Source organism: Paraburkholderia phytofirmans PsJN (assembly GCF_000020125.1).
Lineage (GTDB): Bacteria > Pseudomonadota > Gammaproteobacteria > Burkholderiales > Burkholderiaceae > Paraburkholderia > Paraburkholderia phytofirmans.
In genome coordinates this window covers 1,598,821-1,618,655 of sequence record NC_010676.1, presented here as the reverse complement: position 1 = coordinate 1,618,655, position 19,835 = coordinate 1,598,821, and the positions used below count along the sequence as shown (strand labels likewise).

The 19,835-nt window shown below is 65.3% G+C and carries 15 protein-coding genes; 7 read left to right on the top strand and 8 right to left on the bottom strand.

Going from position 1 to position 19,835, the window contains the following annotated elements; all coding sequences use genetic code 11:
- Positions 1 to 114 precede the first annotated feature (114 nt).
- The 4 genes from BPHYT_RS26930 to BPHYT_RS26915 all read right to left on the bottom strand — a co-directional run bounded on the left by BPHYT_RS26930 (position 115) and on the right by BPHYT_RS26915 (position 7,043).
- Positions 115 to 2,784: a mechanosensitive ion channel family protein gene (locus BPHYT_RS26930; protein WP_012427286.1), complete on the bottom strand. Its 2,670-nt coding sequence runs from the start codon at positions 2,782 to 2,784 to the stop codon at positions 115 to 117.
- Positions 2,785 to 3,136: 352 nt separating this feature from the next.
- A complete protein-coding gene (locus BPHYT_RS26925; RefSeq protein ID WP_012427285.1) occupies positions 3,137 to 3,487 on the bottom strand; it encodes an NIPSNAP family protein in 351 nt (116 codons plus the stop codon).
- Between the two features lie 140 nt (positions 3,488 to 3,627).
- On the bottom strand, positions 3,628 to 5,379 hold the full coding sequence (locus tag BPHYT_RS26920) for an MFS transporter (protein WP_012427284.1): 1,752 nt from the start codon (positions 5,377 to 5,379) through the stop codon (positions 3,628 to 3,630).
- A gap of 227 nt (positions 5,380 to 5,606) precedes the next feature.
- Entirely contained in the window at positions 5,607 to 7,043 is a 1,437-nt protein-coding gene (locus BPHYT_RS26915; RefSeq protein WP_012427283.1) for a sigma-54-dependent transcriptional regulator, read from the bottom strand.
- A gap of 1,348 nt (positions 7,044 to 8,391) precedes the next feature.
- On the opposite strand from BPHYT_RS26915, the gene BPHYT_RS26910 reads away from it, so the two are divergent.
- From BPHYT_RS26910 to BPHYT_RS26895, 4 genes are all read left to right on the top strand, one after another.
- On the top strand, positions 8,392 to 8,679 hold the full coding sequence (locus BPHYT_RS26910; RefSeq protein ID WP_012427282.1) for a hypothetical protein: 288 nt from the start codon (positions 8,392 to 8,394) through the stop codon (positions 8,677 to 8,679).
- A 67-nt stretch (positions 8,680 to 8,746) separates the two neighbouring features.
- Positions 8,747 to 9,949, top strand: a complete 1,203-nt coding sequence (locus tag BPHYT_RS26905; protein ID WP_012427281.1) for an AAA family ATPase — start codon at positions 8,747 to 8,749, stop codon at positions 9,947 to 9,949.
- 289 nt (positions 9,950 to 10,238) lie between these two features.
- Complete coding sequence (locus tag BPHYT_RS26900; protein ID WP_167315797.1) at positions 10,239 to 10,850, top strand: methyltransferase family protein; 612 nt, start codon at positions 10,239 to 10,241, stop codon at positions 10,848 to 10,850.
- 82 nt (positions 10,851 to 10,932) lie between these two features.
- Entirely contained in the window at positions 10,933 to 12,360 is a 1,428-nt protein-coding gene (locus BPHYT_RS26895) for a nicotinate phosphoribosyltransferase (protein WP_012427279.1), read from the top strand.
- Between the two features lie 151 nt (positions 12,361 to 12,511).
- Here BPHYT_RS26895 and BPHYT_RS26890 read toward each other — a convergent pair whose 3' ends face one another.
- On the bottom strand, positions 12,512 to 13,387 hold the full coding sequence (locus BPHYT_RS26890; RefSeq protein WP_041759173.1) for a LysR family transcriptional regulator: 876 nt from the start codon (positions 13,385 to 13,387) through the stop codon (positions 12,512 to 12,514).
- Between the two features lie 112 nt (positions 13,388 to 13,499).
- Between BPHYT_RS26890 and BPHYT_RS26885 the strand changes: the two genes are divergently transcribed.
- From BPHYT_RS26885 to BPHYT_RS26875, 3 genes are all read left to right on the top strand, one after another.
- Positions 13,500 to 15,065 carry an MFS transporter gene (locus BPHYT_RS26885; protein ID WP_012427277.1) on the top strand — a complete coding sequence of 522 codons (1,566 nt, stop codon included), beginning with the start codon at positions 13,500 to 13,502 and terminating at the stop codon, positions 15,063 to 15,065.
- Positions 15,066 to 15,188: 123 nt separating this feature from the next.
- Positions 15,189 to 15,680 (top strand): nuclear transport factor 2 family protein, encoded by a 492-nt coding sequence (locus BPHYT_RS26880; RefSeq protein WP_012427276.1) that lies wholly within the window; start codon positions 15,189 to 15,191, stop codon positions 15,678 to 15,680.
- Between the two features lie 94 nt (positions 15,681 to 15,774).
- Positions 15,775 to 16,662: a 2OG-Fe(II) oxygenase gene (locus BPHYT_RS26875; RefSeq protein ID WP_012427275.1), complete on the top strand. Its 888-nt coding sequence runs from the start codon at positions 15,775 to 15,777 to the stop codon at positions 16,660 to 16,662.
- 19 nt (positions 16,663 to 16,681) lie between these two features.
- Here BPHYT_RS26875 and BPHYT_RS26870 read toward each other — a convergent pair whose 3' ends face one another.
- The 3 genes from BPHYT_RS26870 to BPHYT_RS26860 all read right to left on the bottom strand — a co-directional run bounded on the left by BPHYT_RS26870 (position 16,682) and on the right by BPHYT_RS26860 (position 19,540).
- Positions 16,682 to 17,350: a cation diffusion facilitator family transporter gene (locus BPHYT_RS26870; RefSeq protein ID WP_012427274.1), complete on the bottom strand. Its 669-nt coding sequence runs from the start codon at positions 17,348 to 17,350 to the stop codon at positions 16,682 to 16,684.
- A gap of 278 nt (positions 17,351 to 17,628) precedes the next feature.
- Entirely contained in the window at positions 17,629 to 18,063 is a 435-nt protein-coding gene (locus BPHYT_RS26865) for a GNAT family N-acetyltransferase (RefSeq protein ID WP_012427273.1), read from the bottom strand.
- 37 nt (positions 18,064 to 18,100) lie between these two features.
- A complete protein-coding gene (locus BPHYT_RS26860; protein WP_012427272.1) occupies positions 18,101 to 19,540 on the bottom strand; it encodes an MFS transporter in 1,440 nt (479 codons plus the stop codon).
- Positions 19,541 to 19,835: the final 295 nt, after the last annotated feature.

The window sequence follows — 19,835 nt, the reverse complement described above, 5'->3', positions numbered from 1 at the left end:
ACGGGGCTTGGTCAGCGCGCCTCGTTACCTCTCAGGTAATCGACCTGCCCACCGCCGCGCTGATACCCGGCGCGTCACTGAATGTCTACGAAGGCGCCGGCCACGGCTTTTACTTCACTCATGCGGAGAGGTTGAACCAGGATTTGCTGGCGTTCCTGGGCCGCCAGCCGGCTTAGGATCGACGGGCAACTGGTCTTCCACCGGCGCGTCGGCTTTGCCGCCGGCATCGGCGGCGTCGGTGGACGGCGCTGAGGCGGGCGATTCGTTCTGCGTTGTGCTTGATGAGCCCGGTCCGTCTTTGTGCGCGTCGTCCGCTTCGATCCTGGCCGGCGCGCTTTCCGGATCCCACGTCAACAGATTGCGCTGCGGGTTCGCGATCTCGATGCCGCGCTCCTGGAACTGGAACAGGATGCGCCGGTTGAATTCGCGCTGCACGCCCCAGCGCGCGCTGTCGCGGCACTGAATTTGCCCGGCCAGCGTGATGGCGGAGCCGTCAAGCGCATCGACGCCCCAGAAGCTGAAGTCCGACAGAATGCCGTCCTTGAACTTGTCGTCCTCGCGCAAGGCGGCGCCGATTTCTTTCAAGGTGTCGATGGCGAGATCGACATCCTGCCCGAACACGATGTTGACCTTCACCGCCGCATTGCCGATGCCACGATTCGTGTTGTTCACCGTCGACACCGAACTGAACGGCACGGTGTAGAGCGAGCCGTCGCCGCCGCGCAGCCGCACGGTGCGGATCGACAGGTATTCGACGGTGCCGGACACGCCCGCGAGCGTGACCCAGTCGCCGACCTGCATCGCGTTTTCCATCAACAGAAAAATGCCGGTGATGAAATCCTGCACCAGCTTTTGCGAGCCGAAACCGAGCGCCACGCCGAAGATACTCGCGCCCGCGAGCAGCGGCCCGATGTTCACGCCGAGTTCGCTCAAACCAGTCAGCACCACCACCAGCGCGATCGCGCAGAAGAGCGCGCTGCGCAGCATCGGCAACAGGGTGCGCAAGCGTGCGGCGCGTACGAGGTCGCCACTGGCGGTCCAGCGGTCGAGCCGCTGTTCGACGGAGACATTGACGCCTTCCCACACGAGCAGCGCGATCACGGCGGCCACGCCGATCGTGATGATCGCCGATGCGAGCCGGTGCCCGATCGTGCCCGTACGGAACAGGTCGACCACATGCACGCCCCACACCTGCAACAACGCGAGCGCGGTCACGACGCCGATCACCCACGCCACCACACGGCGCAGCAGCGGGTAATAGCGGTACGCATGCAGATGCACGAGCGACTTCGTCGCGTCGTCCTGCACATTGAAGAGCCGGGCCAGCGCCCCGAACACCACGATCGACACGACCCGCGCGCCCACGAGCACCGCCAGCGAAATGCCGCCGAGGTGCAGCAGCGCGTGATAGCCGTTCTGCACGTCGAGCGCCCAGACGAACCACAGCGCCATCACGACGAACACCGCGGCCCACGCCCAGACCTCGGCGAAGACATTGCCGACGATCTCCAGCGATTTGCGCTCGGCGACGCGCTTGCGGATCAGTTCGCCGACCGGGTTCGCGCATTGCAGCAGCAGAATCGAAATCAGGACGTGGCCGGCGAGCGCAACCACTTTCATCAAGGCGAGATGCGCCGCGTCGTTCAGGCCGAGCGACTGCGCGATCTCCGCGATCGCGGAACCTGCGCCCACCACGCTGACGATCCGCACCACCCAGCGCTGCATGAAGGCGGCCCACGCATCGCTCATGCGCAGCAGGCGCAAACGCGGCGCGGCCGGCTGCAGGAAGAAACCGCTGACAATCACGATCACCCGGCACAGCACGTAGATATCGACCAGCGAATCGAGCGCGCGATCTTGCGGCGTGCCGTCGTCGGTGAAGATCGACATGAGCGCGCTCGCCGCGCCGACGAACACTACCAGCGGCAGCAGCCGCAGCACCATCGTCAGGAGCGCGCGCGGCAGGCGGCGCAGGAGCGTCCAGTGGTGTTTGGCGTTCTGTTTGCCTTTGGCTTCGTTGACCTTGCCTTTAGCCTTCGTGGCGGCCGAGGTACCTGCCGGCGCGGCCTCGGCTTGTGCCTGCGCCGCGCTGACCGGCGAAGCCGGAGAAGCGGGCAAGGGCGGCGCGGCGTTCGGCGCGTCGGCGGGTTGGGGCGCGACGTCGACGGGCAGGTCGGCGCGCGCGGCGTCGTCTTCCTCTTCCAGTTCGCGGCGCGCGGCCAGCGCCCGGTATGCGCGGCGCAGCAGGCGGCGCGCGAGCCATTCGAGCACGAGCGCGGGAATCAGCGCGGCCAGCAGCGACCAGGCGACGTGGCCGAGCACGGCGCGCGCTTGCGGGTTGGTCGACTGCCAGTTCCACCAGGCGCGGACCGAGGCGACGTCGAGCAATGCGGCGATCGAACTGCGCAACGACGTACCGAGGTGGACGGCCCAGTGCGCGCCCTGACGGGCCAGTTGCGAGGCGAGGCCGTTCGACTTGAACGCCGCCGGCACGAGCGCGGCGGCGCCGCTTGCCGCGGTGGGCGCCGAGGCGGCCGCGGGCGCGGAAGCGGGCGGCGCGCTCAGCGCGCCGGCGGCGGCGATGGCCTGCAGCGTGTCGGCGACTTGCGCGCGGCGCTTGGGATCATTGAGGACGGCGAGTGCCTGGCGGGCCTGCTCGGGCGTCAGCGTGACGCCGACGCCGGAAGCCGACGATGCGGGCGCGGCCGGCGCGGTGGCGGCGAAAACCGGCGCGGCGATGAAAGCGAGGAGGAAGACAAGCCAGATTGGGAATAGTTTGCGCATAGGGTGTAAAGCGGGGGACAGATGCGGGAGGCTGTGCCGACACATGCGGACCGGTTCGGCGGCGTGACCATGAACCGACTCGGGTTGTGTCGCACAAGTTCCTTGGGCGTCCTTGGCACGAGGTATCGGAGAGCCGGCAAGCCCCGTGCGGCGGCATCTTGGCGGAAGCAAAAAACCTGCCCGTCGGAAAAGAACCGCATTGTCCCATGCCGGCCGCGACGCGCCGGAATTCCGGTTCATCTCGCCTTCGCGAGTGCTCGCGCGACTGCAAACGTCTCTGCAACCGCAACCGCTCCCACACGCCTTCCCCCCGCGCAACCGCCCCTGCTGCCGTTACGCTCACCACTCGCCATCACTCCGTCGCCGCCGCCCGGCGCACCGGCGGCACACCCAAAGTGCCTTCCACGACTTCGGTGAAAGTGCGCTCCTCGCGCAGAATGAAGCGCTTCGTTTGGGCCAGCATGAAATTGTCGCGAGCCTCGGTATCGGCGCGCAGTCTCGCCCGATATGCTTCATAGGCTGCGAGACTGTCGAACGCGATCAAACCCCACGCGATGTCGTTAGTCCCCTCGTGCGGCAGGAAATAGCCGATCAGATGGCCGCCGCAGCGCGGAATAATGCGGCCCCAGTTGCGGGCGTATTCGTCGAAGGCATCGCGCTGGAACGGATCGATCTGGTAGCGGATGAAGCAGGTAATCGCCATGTGCAAGCTCCCGGTTTAATCGAAGGTCGTGGTGTGAAGCACCGTGACTGCAGTATGTAGCGCGCCGGGCAGCGATGTTTCAGCGCGGTCTGAACTATGGATGGCGACCGTGCGCGAGGCGTAATTCAGGCGCCGCGCATCTACACCGGCGGTTGCGAGCGGATCGTCAAAAACGCCAGCGCTGCACCAGCCAGCGCGCATAACGCCGACACCAGCGCCACCGCGCGCAATGCCGCGCCGAGGGCGTCGGCTTGTGCCCGCGTCATCTCGGGCTGCGCTCGCGCCGTATCCACGTTTGTTGGAGCCGCGTCGGATTCGGTGTGCGCCGCGGTCAGATCCGCCGCGCCCGTTTTCGCTTTCGACGCACTGGTCCCGGTGGCCGGCGACGCCGAGCCCGTATCCATGCCGATCTGCGCCAGGCTCGCCGCGTCGCGTGCTGCCTGCGGCACATGCAGCGCATCGAGCCGCGCATGGAGTGCCGCGTCGTGCGACCACACGAACACGATGCCCAGCACCGCGATCGCCAGCAGGCTCGCCACCCGCGCCACCGCGTTATTGATGCCCGAAGCGACACCCGTGCGGGCGGCGGACACCGAGGTCATCACGGTCGTCGTGAGCGGCGCAACGGTGACGGTCATGCCGAGCCCGAGCACGGTCAGCGCGGGCAGAAAGCCGCGCCAGTAGTCGCCGCGGACCCACGGCAGCGCGAGCATCGCGAAGCCGGCCGCGGCGACGACCGGGCCCGCCGTCAGCAAGGCGCGCGCGCCGTAGCGGCTCGTCAGGCCGCCGGTGAAGCGCGACAGCAGGCCGATGGTCACCGGCACCGGCAGCAACGCCGCGCCCGCCTGGGTCGCGCTGTAACCGTAAGCGCGGATGAGCGTGAACGGCAGGAAGAACAGCGCACCGCCCAAGCCGAAGTAGAGCAGTAGCGTGACGAGATTGGCGCCGACAAAGTCGCGTGAACGGAACACGTCGAGCGGCATCATCGGATTGCGGGTTCTCGCTTCGAGCGCGACAAAAGCGATCAGCACCAGCAGACCGCCGAGGATCGACGCCAGCACCCAGCGGTTGCCGAAGCCGCGCGCCGAGGCAAGGGTCAGGCCGTAGGTCAGGGCGGCAAGACCGGCGGTGGCCGTGGCGGCGCCCGGCCAGTCGAGGCGGGCCGCCGCGTGTCCAGTGGTCCCGCCGGCAAGCGTGGACGAATTTCCCTCATCGTCCTGCCGGCTATCCGGCACGGCCATGACCGCCAGCGCCACCGTCGCACACGCAATCGGCACGTTCAGGAAGAAGATGGCTGGCCACGAAAACGCATCGACGAGCCAGCCGCCCGCGACCGGCCCGAGCGCCGAGGTGATCGCGCCGACGCCGGCCCAGGTGCCGATCGCCTGGCCGCGCTCCTTGTCGTCGAACACCGCGCCGATGATCGACAGGCTGCTCGGCACCAGCAGCGCCGCGCCCACGCCTTGCACGGCGCGCGCCGCAATCAGGGCGGCGGCCCCCGGCGCGAGGCCGCAGCCGATCGAGGCCAGCGTGAACAGCCCGATTCCCGCGATGAACACCGTGCGCCGGCCGAGCTTGTCGCCGAGCGAGCCGCCCACCAGCACGAGCGCGCCGAGAAACAGCAGATAGGCGTCCACGACCCACTGGATCGCCGCCACGCTCGCGCCCAGTTCGCTCTGGATAGACGGCAAGGCGACATTGACCACGGAGCCGTCGATGAAGGCCATGCTCGAACCGAGGATGGTCGCGGCCAGCGCGAGTTTTTTACGCCGGCACGGGTGGACGGAACTGAGAGGCTGCGCGCGGATGACGAGCGCATCGCACGGGCTGGCCTGAGCGGGCAGAACGGACGAGGAACGGCGCTCGAGCGCCGGTGCGTGCGGGTCGGCCAAGTCCGCTCCCGGAGGATGGATGAACGGCCTTTAGCATAGCAATGCCGGGGCGTCGGCGAAAGGCGCGAGGGATGCGGGCGGCGCTGCTGACGCATCGAGTCACGTCATTGCACGCCATGGCGTGCGCGGAGTGGCGGTATGCGCGGCCCGCGATGCTCCAACCGCCGAGGTCCAAGCCGGAGCCAGCAGAATCAGCCGAAGCAGTGCGCGACGCCGAACTTATCCGCTCACACCAGCGAAGGCGCCCGCCGCTCCGCCTCGCCATCGGCATCCGCACCGCCGGCGGTGTTGGAAGCGCGCCCGGCCGCCGGCTCCTGATGCAGCCGGTTGGCGTGCATCAGCCGATACAACGTGGCCCGCGAAATGCCGAGTTCGGCCGCCGCTTCGGACAACTTGTAGCCGTGCCGCTGCAAAGCGTGTTCGATCGCATCTTTCTCGGCTTTGCTGCGGATTTCCGCCAGCGTCACGGCCGGCCCGTTGTCGGCTTCCGGCAGCCCAAGATCGCTGGCCGTGATAAAGCGGCCCTCGCTCATGACCACGGCGCGGCGCACACAATTGATCAGCTCGCGCACGTTGCCCGGCCACGGATAGTTCGACATGGCGACGATCGCGTCGCTCGACAGGCCGCGCAGTTTGCGCGCGCCGTCCTGTTTGTACATGCTCAGCGCATAGTTGGCGAGCAGCTTGATGTCGCCGCCGCGCTCGCGCAACGGCGGCTCGACCAGACGCAGCACGCATAGGCGGTGATACAGGTCGGAGCGGAAGCGCCCGTCTTCTACCGCCTTGTCCAGATCGACGTGGGTCGCCGAAATCACCCGCGCATCGACGTTGATCGGGCCGTTACCGCCCAGCCGTTCAATCGTGCCTTCCTGCAGGAAGCGCAACAGGACCGCCTGGCATTCATGCGGCATATCGCCGATTTCATCGAGAAAGAGCGTGCCCTCGTGCGCGCTCTCGATCCGGCCGATCTTGCGCTGGAGCGCGCCGGTAAACGCGCCGCGTTCATGGCCGAACAGTTCGGCTTGCAGCAGGCTCGGCGGAATGGCCGCGCAATTGATCGCGACGAAGGGGCGCCCGGCGCGCGGCGAGCGTTCGTGAATCGCCTTGGCGGTCAGTTCCTTACCCGTGCCGGATTCGCCCGCGACGAATACCGGCGCGTCGGTCACGCCGCATTTGTCGATGCGCCGGTACAACTGCTGCATCGCCTCGCATTGCCCGACCATGCCGTGCCGGCCGGCCGAAGGCTCCGGCGCGACTTCCACATGCCGCAGGCTCGACAGGCCATGCGCATGGCCAAGCGCGAATACGAGCCGCTCGTTGAGCCACGGCCGGGTCACGAAGTCGAAGCAGTAGTCGAGGATAAAGCGGCTAACCAGTTCGTTTTCCGCCTGCCCTGGCGCGATCTGGGCGACCCAGTTGGTTTCGACGCGCCGCATGCAGGACGCCAGCGCGGAAAGATGTTGGGACGTGCAGTCGCCAGGCAGTTCGACCAGGCCGACCTTGATATTGCCGCGTTCGAGCATACGCTCGGCGACGGCCGTGCTTTTGGCATGCACCGCTTGCCAGCCAGACGCCGCCAGAAAAGCGGCGAGTTTCTGATCCGGCGAATTCGACACATACAGAACGGTGCGTTCCGTGTCGACAGGCGTGCAAGTCGTATTCATGTTACCCCCGGTTTGATGCAGCTCTCAGGACTGTTCTGCGACGGACGCGACAGACCGGCAACATGCCGGCTTCCGACCAACGGAGCCAGCCGGTCCGCTTGCGCGGGCCCGGACATGGATTGATCCACCGCTTTGGGGTTCTGCTCCTCCCAGCCCGGCGGTCACGATTCACGGTAGCGGCAATCTCGGGGGGCATGGAGCAGGCGGCGCAAACCGCGAGGTGCAACATATCGGACGAATGGCGGAAACAGTGTTCACCGTTGTAACCGTCACGCGATCTTTTCCCCGAATCACTCAAGCCGTTTCTAACCTCGTTGGCCTGATACAGGCGCTCTTGTTGGCGCATGGGCTTAACGATAAGCGAAACCGCTTTCGAGCGCCATACAAACAAGTCTGGATTCAGAAACGTTTTTTACGTTACGCCTATGTCCTTGCGAGTCAAAAATCGTCGGTCAAGTCCTGCTATGCGTGGCATCCCACATAGCGCCTCAATTCGTTTTACGGCAAATGTCAAACGGAACTGTAGGTCGGGATTTGCCTTGTCTCACGCGTGCGACACATTGGGCATACGTACAAACGCCACCAGGTAGGGTTCCGAAGTGTCGGCATATTTGGCCGGGATACGACGCAACGCCCGGCCACGCATGGAGCGTGCGGACTGCCCGGTGTGCCGGCGGCAGCGAATACCTTGCTGCGGCGCATCGCCGGGCGCGCGAACACGTGTCGAATTCGAATCAACGCGTGCTGCGAAGGCGGCCCCAACCCTGTGCGCCGTGGCGACCATCACGGCGCCATAAGGGTTTGAGGGTGCATGGCATAGCCGTTGCAATATGCTCTGCACAGCGAAAGCTGGTGCCGCCCGGTCCTGAGTTCAGGGAAGCCAGAAAAAGAAGAGACCGGTGGCAAGAGACTTCGTAGGCGCGGCCGGGGAAGCCAATGTGTTCTACGAGGGTGCGGCGGGGCCAATGACAAAACAGATGTCATAAAAAGAACGGCGCAATGATCGGTACAACGTACCGCTCATTGCGACCGGACGATGTAAAGGTTGACCTCGCCACTTTTTCCGTCTGGTCCGGCGGATGTGAAGGGGATGGCAAAAAACAACACGTACCGCGCTGGCGGAGTTGGCGAGCGAACGGTACGCATAACAACAAGAAAACAGCAAAAGAACAGCGACGGGGCAGCGCACGGTCGAGGGTCAACCGGGCGCGAAGAAGCGGGGAGAAATGGCCGGAGCCTCCACAGAGAGGCGGGGTTACGAGGTGGACCGGGCGCCGTGTCCGCGAAGTTGCGGACACGGCTCACCTGGACAGCGCAGTAGAAGAAGCACATCTTTACGGGGGTTGTGATGACCAGACAGATCGCCAAACCGGCCGGCATAGCATGGTCGGATCATCAAACCACGACTTATTCGGTGGGCGTCTCCTATCAACGGCATATCGCCGCGCCGCGTGCCTTGTTCGCCGCGCCGCCGGTCGATCTGACGGCGCTGGTGATCGCCGAGGCGATCAAGCGCCGGGCGCAAGCGGAAATCCAGCGCGAGGCGCTGCGCGACTCGGTGTATGAAATGCCCGTGTCGCGGGAACGAAACTACGAACGCGGTGCGGACGTTGACCCGTCCGATGCCGACGAATAAAAAGAACATCGACCGCTATCGAGGTGGCCTCGCCAACCGAACGGCGTCAGACCGGCGGAGAGCCGACATGATCGACATCTTCCTGATTTCATCCAGCATGGAGCGTGCGCCGCAAATCGTCGCTCGCCTCGAGGCAAGTGGTGTGGCCTACCGGTTGCGGACCGCTCACGGCACGGCCCGGCAAGTGCGGGCGCACGACCGTGCGATTCGAAGCGCCGATATGCTCATCGTCGACGACGCCGATCTGGGCACGCGCGATCTGGACGGCGTCGAGGAAGCGCTGGCCTGCACGCCGGCCCTGCATTGCGTGCTGATGACAGCGGCGCCGTCCACTGCTTTGCTGGGCGTGGCGATGCGCGTCGGCGTGCGGCATGTGCTGTCGTGGCCTGTCGACGCCGACGAGATCACCACCATACTCATTCAGGCCGACGCGCGGAAAAACGCCACCAGCCGCCGCGCCGGCCGCGTGGTTTCGCTTGCTTCGAGCAAGGGCGGCAGCGGCACCACGCTGATCGCCGTGAATCTCGCGTATTCGCTCGCCGCGCTGAGCAACCGGCGTGTGCTGCTGATCGACCTGAGCCAGCAATTCGGCGACGCCAGTCTGCTCATGGCGGACAAACCGCCGCCCACCACGCTTGCCGATCTCTGCTCCCAGGCGGAGCGTCTCGACGCCGCGCTACTCGAATCATGCGTGATGCACGTCCACGCAAATCTCGATGTGCTGGCGGGCGCGGGCGATCCGCTCAAGGCCGCCGAACTGCTGCCCGCGCAGTTGGAGCGCATTCTCGCGCTCGCGCGCGAGCGCTATGACGCGGTGCTGATCGACGTCGGGCAGAGCCTGAATCCGATGACGATCCACGCGCTCGATCGCAGCGACGCGATCTGCATGGTGGTGCGTCAGAACCTGCTCTACCTGCACGGCGGGCGCCGCATGCTGGATATTTTCAGGGAACTGGGCTATCCGGCCAGCAAGGTGCGGGTGGTGGTGAATCACTACGACAAGAACGCCCAGATCAACCTGTCGAAGCTCGAACAGACGCTTGGCGCGAAGGTGGCGCATCAGCTTCCGCGCGACGACAAACAGGCCAACGACGCGCTCAGCCGCGGTGTGCCGCTGGTGACGTCGGCGAGAGACAGCACGCTTGCACAAGGCATCAGTCTGCTGGCTGACATGCTGTGGCCGTGCAGCGCCGAGCGCCGCAAAGGCGTGCTCGGCCGGCTGTTCGCCTCGCGGCCGAACGTGCCGCCGCAGCTCAAGCCGGGGCATTGAAACCTTCCTGTCAAGCGGAATAGACTCGCTGGAAGCGAATCCGCACGTCATGGCCTGATCTGGACAGCGGACCCGTGCCGCTGCTACGCTGCGGCACTGGGAGGCCGGCGGCTCGTGGCGTAGCCGGCTCGAATAATAATTCGCATATCGAAACGAGTCTGCAATGACATGGACCACTCCGCCGCCGGAGCGTCATGGCGAGCATTGTCCTGCGAAAAAGAAGAGCGGTGAAACGGAGAGTGTGGCGGATCGCGTCGACGCGCTGCCGCGCGCGATCACGGCGAGCGGCATGCGCGCGGCTTCGGTGGAAGTGCTCGCGCGTTGCGCCGCCGCGCTTATGTTCAGTCTCTTCGCCTATGCGGCGATCAAGCGCTGGCAGCAAGAGCCGAATCGCATCACCTTGTTGCTGCTGGTGGTGGGCGCGTTCGTCACGCTAGGCTTGTCGCTGTTTGCGCGCGTGCCGATGCAGCGCGACTGGACGCCGTTCGCTTTCATTTGCGCGGTAGGCGGCACGTTCTATTTTCTGGCTGTGCGGCTCGCACCCGGCGTTCATCTGGTTCCCGAAATGGCCGGCGCGGCGCTGCAGGTGTTCGGCATTTTCTGGGAGTTGTTCGCCAAGGCCTCGTTGCGCAGGTCGTTCGGTATCTTGCCCGCCAATCGCGGCGTGGTGTCTCGCGGCGCGTACCGCTTCGTGCGTCATCCCATGTATCTGGGCTACTTCGTGATGGACATCGGTTTTTTGCTGGTGAACTTCGGGATTCAGAACATGATCGTGTATGGATGCCAGTTCGCCTTGCAGGTGGGCCGCATCTTGCGCGAAGAAAAGCTGTTGTCCGACGACGAGAGCTATCGCGCCTATCGAAGCAAGGTGCGGTTTCGCGTGATTCCCGGCGTGTTTTGACGGTGTATCGTGTTGTCGTGGCCGCCTGGATGCGCGGTCCGTCTGCTTACTTTCCAGCGCGCCCTTGAGCGCGGCATCGCCCATGCAAAACGAGTCCAGCGGTCCCGACGATATCGCGTCGATCCTGTCCAATCCGATCCTCAACACGGATTCGTACAAGGCGTCGCACTACCTGCAATATCCGCCCGAAGCGTCGGCGATGTTTTCATACATCGAATCGCGCGGCGGGCGCTACGACCGCACGCTGTTCTTCGGCCTGCAGATGCTGATCAAGGAATATCTGTGCCGACCGATCACGCCGGCCATGATCGAGCAGGCCAAGGCATTTTTCACGGCGCACGGCGAGCCGTTCAACGAAGCGGGCTGGCGCTACATCGTCGAACATCACGGCGGCTATCTGCCGGTGCGCATCCGTGCGGTGCCGGAAGGCTCGGTCGTGCCGACACACAACGTGCTCGTCACGGTGGAATGCGACGACCCGCAGGTGTTCTGGCTGGCGTCGTATCTGGAGACCATGCTGCTGCGCGTGTGGTATCCGATTACGGTCGCGACACAAAGCTGGCATCTGCGCGAGACGATACGCGGCTATCTGCTGAAGAGCAGCGACGACCTCGCGCAATTGCCGTTCAAGCTGCACGACTTCGGCGCGCGCGGCGTGTCGAGCGCGGAGTCGGCGGCGATCGGCGGCGCGGCGCATCTCGTCAGCTTCATGGGCTCGGATACCGTGCTCGGTGTGGTCGCGGCGAACCACTACTACAACGAAACCATGGCGGCGTTTTCCGTGCCGGCGGCGGAGCACAGCACGATCACCTCGTGGGGCCGCGAGCGCGAAACCGACGCGTTTCGCAACATGATCGCGCGCTTCGGCAAGCCGGGCGCAATCGTGTCGGTGGTATCCGACTCCTATGATCTGTTCGCCGCGCTGAACGCCTGGGGCACGGAGTTAAAGCAGGCGGTGCTCGACTCCGGCGGCACGCTGGTCATCCGGCCCGACTCTGGCGATCCGCAAACCATCGTGCTGCAAACGCTGCGGGCATTGGAGGCGTCGTTCGGATCGGTGGTGAACGGCAAAGGGCGGCGTGTGCTCAACAACGTGCGCGTGATCCAGGGCGACGGCGTCAATCCCGATTCGATCGAAGCAACTCTCGCCACCATGGACCAGGCCGGTTTCGCTACGGACAACATCGTGTTCGGCATGGGCGGTGCGCTGTTGCAGCAGATCAATCGCGACACGCAGCGCTTCGCGATGAAGTGCTCGGCAATCCGGTTAGGCGACGAGTGGCACGACGTGCTCAAGGACCCTGTCACGGACGCCGGAAAGCGCTCCATGAAAGGGCGGCTGACGCTGCTGAAGAATCACCACACGGGCGAGTATCGAACGACCACGCTGCCCGTTGCCGTCGAAGGCGATTGGGAAGAAGCGTTGGTGACAGTGTTCGATTCCGGCAAGCTGCTGGTCGATATGTCGCTTGCTGAAATCAGAAGCCGCGCTCACGCGCACGAAGGCTAATGCGCCGCGTTGCTCGCTGGCCAGACCGCAACGCCTTAAGCGCGGCTATCGATCCGCCTGCCGCGCATTCGGAGCAGGGCGGTCAGAGCGGCGGCTGCATTCCTGGGACGGGAGCCGTTTCCAGGCCCTTCGCGCCACCTTCAGTCCGCTGTCATTTGCGTCTCACGAAGTCGAGAAACGCCTTGACGGCCGGGGCCCGCTCGTACTTGCGGAAGGCAATCGCGATCTCCGACGCGATGGATGGCCCGGCGATGTCGCGGTACACCACACCCGGCAACGCGATGCAGTCGGCGAGCGTATGCGGCACGACGGCGACGTAGCCGCCCAGCGACACGCAGGCGAGCACCGAGGCGAGCGTGCCGGGGCGCGGTCCGAGGCGTGCGGAGAAGCGTCCGCGGCGCGCGACTTCGAAGGTGCCCGCTTCCTGCTCCGGCAGCACGAAGCACTGGTCGCGCAGTTGCGCCGGTTTGACGCTCGCCGAGTCTGCCAGCGCGGAGTCGGCCGGCAGCGCTAGGACGAACTGGTCGCGATGCACGGTCGTGGCCTGAATGCCGTCGGCGAGCAGCATCGGCGGGCGCACGTAGGCGGCGTCGAGCAGGCCGTCGCGGAGCATCGCGGCAATGTTGTCCATCGGCACCTCGCGGATCGAGATATCGACGCCCGGATGCGTGCCACGAAATCCGCCGACGTCGCGCTGCAATACGCCCGCATACGCCGCCGACGCCACATACCCGACTTCGACGCGTCCAAGTTCGCCACGCTCGGCCAGCACCGCGCGCTCCTCGCCGCGCGCGAGGTGATCGAGCGCGACCAGTGCCTCGGCGAGATAGGCGCTGCCCGCCGCGCTCAGCGCGACCGAGCGCTTGGTGCGATGAAACAGCCGCACGCCGAGCAGCCGTTCCGCCTCCTGGATCAGCTTGGTCAGCGACGGCGCGGCAATCCCGAGTTCGTCGGCGGCGCGCGAGAAATGAAGCTGTTTCGCAACGCAAACGAAGGCGTGGATGTGGCGGAGTTCGAGTTGCCGCATGGTTTTTTGTATTTCCATTCAAGCTAATTATTCTGTGATTTTATGCCAATGACAGGCAATACAGGGTTCGCTACGATGAGATGACTCCGACTCACGGCCAATTTGCCTTCCTATGCCGCCTCCTTCCCCACATCAGCGCCCAACAACCGTCAATCCCGCATTCGTGCTGGCCACCGCCTCGGCCACTTGCGCGCTGATCGTGCTGGACACCAATGTCGTGGCGGTCTCGCTGCCGTCGATCGCGCGCTCGTTCCACGCGAGTTTCGCCGACGTCGAATGGGTCGTCAGCGCGTACATGGTCGCGTTCGCGTCGTGCCTGCTGCCCGCGGGCGGTCTCGCCGACCGCGTCGGTCGCAAGAAAATGCTGCTGCTCGGGCTCGCGGTGTTCTTTCTGGCGTCGCTCGGTTGCGGCGCGGCGCCCACGGCGGCGGCGCTGAACATCGCGCGGGCGGTCAAGGGCGTCGGCGCCGCGATGCTGCTCACCGCCGCGCTCGCCGTGATCGCCAATACGTTCCACGAAGGCCCCGCCCGGGTGCGCGCGTGGGCTGTGTGGGGCACCTGCATGGGCCTCGCCACCACGGTGGCGCCGCTGGTCGGCGGCGTCATCACGCAATGGTTCGGTTGGCGCTGGATCTTTCTGCTGAATCTGCCGGTGTGCGCGGTGCTCGCGTGGTGCGCGTCGCGCGCGATCGTCGAGTCGCGCAATCCGAAACCCGGTCCGCTCGATCTCGCCGGCAGCGTGCTGTTCGGCAGCGCGCTCGCGCTCGGCATCTGGGCGTTGATCGAAGTACCGGCCGACGGCCTTGCGGGCTGGCCGACCGTCGCGCGGCTCCTTGCCTGCGTGCTGTTGTTCGCCGCCTTCGTTCAGGTGCAACGAGTACGCGCACATGCAATGGTCGATCTCGCGCTGTTCCGGCAACCACGCTTTGTCGCCGCCGTGCTTGCCATGTTCGGCTACGCCGCCTGCGCGCAAGTAATGATGACGTTCCTGCCGCTGTATCTGCAGAACGCGTTCGGTCTGTCGGCGGTGGCGGCGGGCGTCGGCATGTTGCCGTTCGCGCTGTCGATGGTGGTCGGGCCGTATATCGGCGCCGCGCTCGGCAGGCGTGTGTCGAGCATGGCGGTGCTGTCGGCGGGCCTGGTGCTGATCGCCCTCGGCAATCTGCTGACGGCATGGGTTGCGGGCGACGAACGCTATGCGCTGGTCGCGCTCGGCATGATCGTGACGGGACTCGGCGCCGGCATTCTGAACGGCGACACGCAGAAGGCGATCATGGCCTGCGTGCCGCCGGATCGCACCGGCATGGCCTCCGGCATCAGCACGACGACGCGCTTCACCGCCATTGTCACCTCGGTCGGGGTGCTCGGTGCGGTGCTGGCGGCGCGCACGCACGAGGCATTTCTCGCGGCGACGCCAGTGACGCCCGAGGTGAAAACCGCGTTCGATTCAGGCTTCATGTCTCGCGTGCTGGCCGGCGATACGGCGCAGGCCACCGCTGGTTTGCCGGCCGCCGTACGCGCCACGCTGATGTCGGCCGCGCACGCGAGCTTTGCAAGTGGTTTTGCCGCCGCTCTGGGTCTGGCCGCTGTCATTGCGGTGTCGATTGCGGTGGGCGTGTGGTTGCTGGCCGGCAAAAGCGAGGCCGCGCGGATGCGTGGCGCGGCGTCGAACGGCTAGGCACGCTGCGTCACCCGTTGGGCCCGGTTTTCCGATATCGTGTGCGGCGTGCCCGGCGTCGATTGATCGCCGGGCGCTTTTCCGGATCGACTTCAAACACGGCCAACACACCCCATCAAAACAATGAGCCACCCCAACGCCAACGCTAACACCGAACTGATCCAACGCTTCTACACGGCGTTCCAGCAACGCGACGCCGAAACCATGGTGGCCTGTTATGCGGACGACGTCGTATTCAGCGACCCCGCGTTCGGCGAGTTGCGCGGCGAGGAAGCGCGCGATATGTGGCGCATGCTGGTGGCGCGGGCTCAAGACTTCTCGCTGACCTTCGAGGGCGTCGAAGCGGACGACCGTAGCGGCAGCGCCCGCTGGGTTGCAAGTTATCTCTTCAGCCAGACCGGCCGCGCGGTGGTCAATCGCATCGACGCCCGCTTTGTGTTCCGCGACGGCCGCATCGTCGAACATCGCGACAGCTTCGATTTGTGGAACTGGACGCGCCAGGCGTTGGGTCTCAAAGGGACGTTGCTCGGCTGGTCGCCGCTCGTGCAGCGCGCGATTAGAACGCAGGCGAGAAAAGGCCTCGAACTCTACCGGCGCCGTCAGCAGCGCACTTGAGCAGCGTGCCGTGCAGTCGGGCCTAAGACCGCCTAATTGCTATCATTCAGCCACGTGATGCTGAATTTCTTCAAGCGGACGAATGAGGAATGCTATGCCAGTAGTGGATGCCGCATGGGAAGAGTGGCTGAGCAGCAACGTGGCGCGCGGCTGTAGTCCCGATTCGATGGTCGACGCCATGGTGCAAGCCGGTTTTGCCACCGACGCCGCGCGCGCAGCCGTGCACAGCACTTTCGGGCAAGACCCGGCTAAAGCGGCAAATCCGGCCTTTGCCGCGGCGGCCGCGACCGAAGCGGCGCTCGCCAAAGCCGCGCCGCAAATCTACCAATACGACGATCCGCCCGTCGCGCGCGGCAACGTGATCCGCGCGCACGATCGCGACGTGCGTGTGCTGGTGCGTTGCGAGCGTCCCCAGGTGATCGTGTTCGGCGACGTGTTGTCTCCGGACGAATGCGCCGAGATGATCGAGCGTTCGCGTCATCGGCTGAAGCGCTCCACCACGGTCAATCCGGAGACCGGCAAGGAAGACGTGATCCGCAATCGCACCAGCGAAGGCATCTGGTATCAGCGCGGCGAAGATGCCTTCATCGAACGGATGGATCGGCGCATTTCGAGCCTGATGAACTGGCCGGTCGAAAACGGCGAAGGGCTGCAGATTCTGCACTACGGCACGACCGGCGAATACCGCCCGCATTTCGACTATTTCCCGCCTGATCAACCCGGCAGCGCGGTGCACACCGCGCAGGGCGGCCAGCGCGTCGCTACGTTGGTGATCTACCTGAACGATGTGCCGGACGGCGGCGAAACCATCTTCCCCGAAGCGGGCATATCGGTCGCGGCGAGACAGGGTGGGGCGGTGTATTTCCGTTATATGAACGGCCAGCGCCAACTCGATCCACTGACCTTGCACGGCGGTGCGCCGGTACTCGGCGGCGACAAATGGATCATGACGAAGTGGATGCGCGAACGCGCTTACGGCTGACGACAACCGATTGCAGACGCTATTCAGCCGGCTGGCCGGCGGTGGCGGTGGCAGTGGCAGCCGCAGTCGCGTTGCCCGGCGAGCCGGCGAATAGCTGCTTCAACGCGCCGCGCCCGCTCATGTAACCCATCCGCATGATCATCAAGCCGATCGCCGCTCCGGCGATGTGATCCAGCATCGGCATGCCGGCCAGACTGCCGGCGAGTCCCAAGGTCGCCACCAGCGCCGACACCGCGTCGACGCGTGCATGCCACGCGCTGGCCAGCAGAATCGCCGAGCCGGTGCGGGCGCCTTCGGCGCGCATAAAGCGAAACAGGGCTTCTTTGGCGAGCATCACGAAACCGCTCACCGCCAGCGCACCGATATGCATCGCGGTGCCGCCGCTCAGCGTGGAGGTTTGCGCGACGCTGGTCCAGAGCATTTCGGCGGCGGTGATCATCAATACGGCGGCGATGAACAGCGTAGCCAGCGCCTGTTCGATGCCAGTATCGGTGCTGGTTTCGGCAGCGCGTGGGTGTCTTGTGGCGAGGTACAGCACGATTAGCACGACGCCGTCGGCGGCGAGGTCGCTCAAGCTGTGGACGCCGTCGGCAAAGAGCCCATCCGAATGCGCCATCAAACCGATCGCGATCTGCATTGCCGATAGGAACGCGTTGAGCAGCGCGCTTGCGGTGGCGGCCTTAAACAAGGCGGCCGCCGTCGACGGAATCGCTGCGAGGCGCGCGCGCGGAATGCTGTGGCATGGGCTGGGGACGGTTTTTGCTGTTGTGCGGTTTCTGTTCCCGCAGCAAATTAACCGTCCAACGTGGCACGCCGATGACAGCGCCGCGAGGGTTCGCGGCGCCGGCGCGCCGTGCTCTGCCCGTTGCGATTCGCTATAGGTTCTTTCGTCTGTGAGCGTCACATGCGTGACGCGAGTTTGCGTTTGCCCTCAGTCGCTATTGTTGTTCTTCGCGTGCGCCGCGCTCAGGCCGTTTTATAGACGTCAGGGTTGTGCACCTGCATGAAAAGCTGCGGATTCGTGAGCCGTTCGAAACCATGCGATGCATATACGTGATGCGCATCGGTTGTCGCCAGCATGATTCTTCGCAGGCCCTGCAGCGAAGGGCTGGCGAAAACGTGTTTCATCAAAGCGGACGCGTATCCCTTACCGCGATACGCCGGCAGCACGAACACGTCGCATAGGTAAGCAAAGGTTGCCTCGTCCGTGATCAGGCGCGCGAACGCGATCTGTCTGCCTTCGATATAGCCGCCGAAACACAGCGAGCCCGCGACGGCCCGCTCGAACGTCTCGCGCGGCATGCCCTTCGCCCACGGCGTTTCTTGCGACAGGAACGTGTAGACCATCTCGATGTCGAGGTCGGCCTTGTCGTGCGAAATCGTCAGTTCTTGCTGTTGCACCGCGTATCTCCGCCCGTTTTATCACAGTGCTTCGTCGTCAACCCTTGGCCGGATCCTCGCTGCCGCGCGAACCGCCGCCGATGCTCTGGCCGGCATCGCGCGCGAGACCCATGTAGCCGATCACGGATGCCAGCGTCACTATGCCCGCGAACAGAAACGCGAGACGGAAATCGTCGAGCGTGAACACGCGGCCCGTGACCTCGCCGTTGAAGAACGCCGCCGCGCGCAGCGACACCGCGCCGAACGCGATGCCGAGGCCGATCGTCATCTGCGCGGCCGCGCTCCATAGCGTGCTGGCCGCGCTCATCTGCGGTTGCGCGACGTCGGCGTAAGCGAGCGTGGCGAGCGTCGAAAATTGCATCGAACGCGCCACGCCGTAGATGAACACGACGAACAGCACCAGCGCGAGCGGCACGTTCGGGCTGAGCAATCCGCACGCGATAATGAACACGCCGGCCACCGTCACGTCGACGATCGACACCATGCGAAAACCGTAACGCTGCAGGATGCGAGTGGTCAGCGCCTTCATGCCGAGGTTGCCGAGCGCGCTCGCGAGCAGCAACAGCCCCGACTTGAACGCCGACAAGCCGAAGCCCACCTGAAACAGCAGCGGCATCAGATAAGGCACCGCGCCGATGCCGATGCGCGTGAACGAGCCCGTCACCACGGTCACGGAAAAAGTGGGGATTTTCAGCGTCGAGACGTCGATGAGCGGGTGCTGATGACGCTTCGCATGCTGGAACGCCACCACGCCTACCAGCAAACCGCCGAGGACGATCGCCCCGGCGATCCACGGATTCTCGCCGGGCTGGCTTGCCAACTCCGCGCCGTAGAGAATCGCCGTCAACGCTACGCCGCTCAGCAGCAGGCCGATTACGTCGAGCGGCTTGCGTTCGGCGCCGCGCAGGTTCGGCACCAGCGCGAGCGCAACAGCCATGGCCGCGAGGCCGAACGGCACGTTGAGCAGAAAGATCCAGCGCCACGACGCGTAAGTCGTAATGAAGCCGCCGATAGGCGGCCCGACCACCGGCGCGGCAATCGCCGGCCACGTGATGGTCGAGATCGCCTGCATCATGCGGCTTTTTTCGGTGCTGCGGACCACGATCAGCCGGCCCACCGGCACCATCATCGCGCCGCCTATGCCTTGCAGCAGACGGGCTGCGGTGAACTCGGCGACGTTCTGCGACAGGCCGCACAGCACGGAAGCCACGGTGAACACGCCGATCGCGCTGAAGAACACCGTGCGCGAGCCGCAGCGGTCGGCGACCCAGCCGCTCGCCGGGATGAAGATCGCCAGCGCCAGCATGTAGGCCGTCATGCCGAGACTGAGGCTGTTGGGACCGACGCCGAACGAGTGCGCCATCTGCGGCAACGCGGTGGCGATCACCGTGGTGTCGAGGTATTCCATGAAGAAGGTGGCCGCGACGATATACGGCAGCCAGCCGACGTGCGCGTTGCGTGTCTCGCTGCCGCTCATTGGGCGGCTCCGGTCGCGCTGCTTGCGGTGTCGTGCGAGCGCCTGTCAGTGCCGCTGCAGTGGCGGCGCTTCGCGCGCGATGGTTGGGCCTTCATGTTCTTGCGACTACCTTTTGAAAACGTGTTTACGGCATCCGGAGGAGGCGGACGCGCGGCGGGATCGTGGCCGCGGGCGGCGCGTCGGCAAAGCTATCGAGGATGGTTTTGCCGAAGAGGGCCAAACGATGGCTGGCCCTGAATCCTAACGCAATATGGGGCGCCATATTGGTGACGATGGCAGGTGGGGTAGGTGGTGC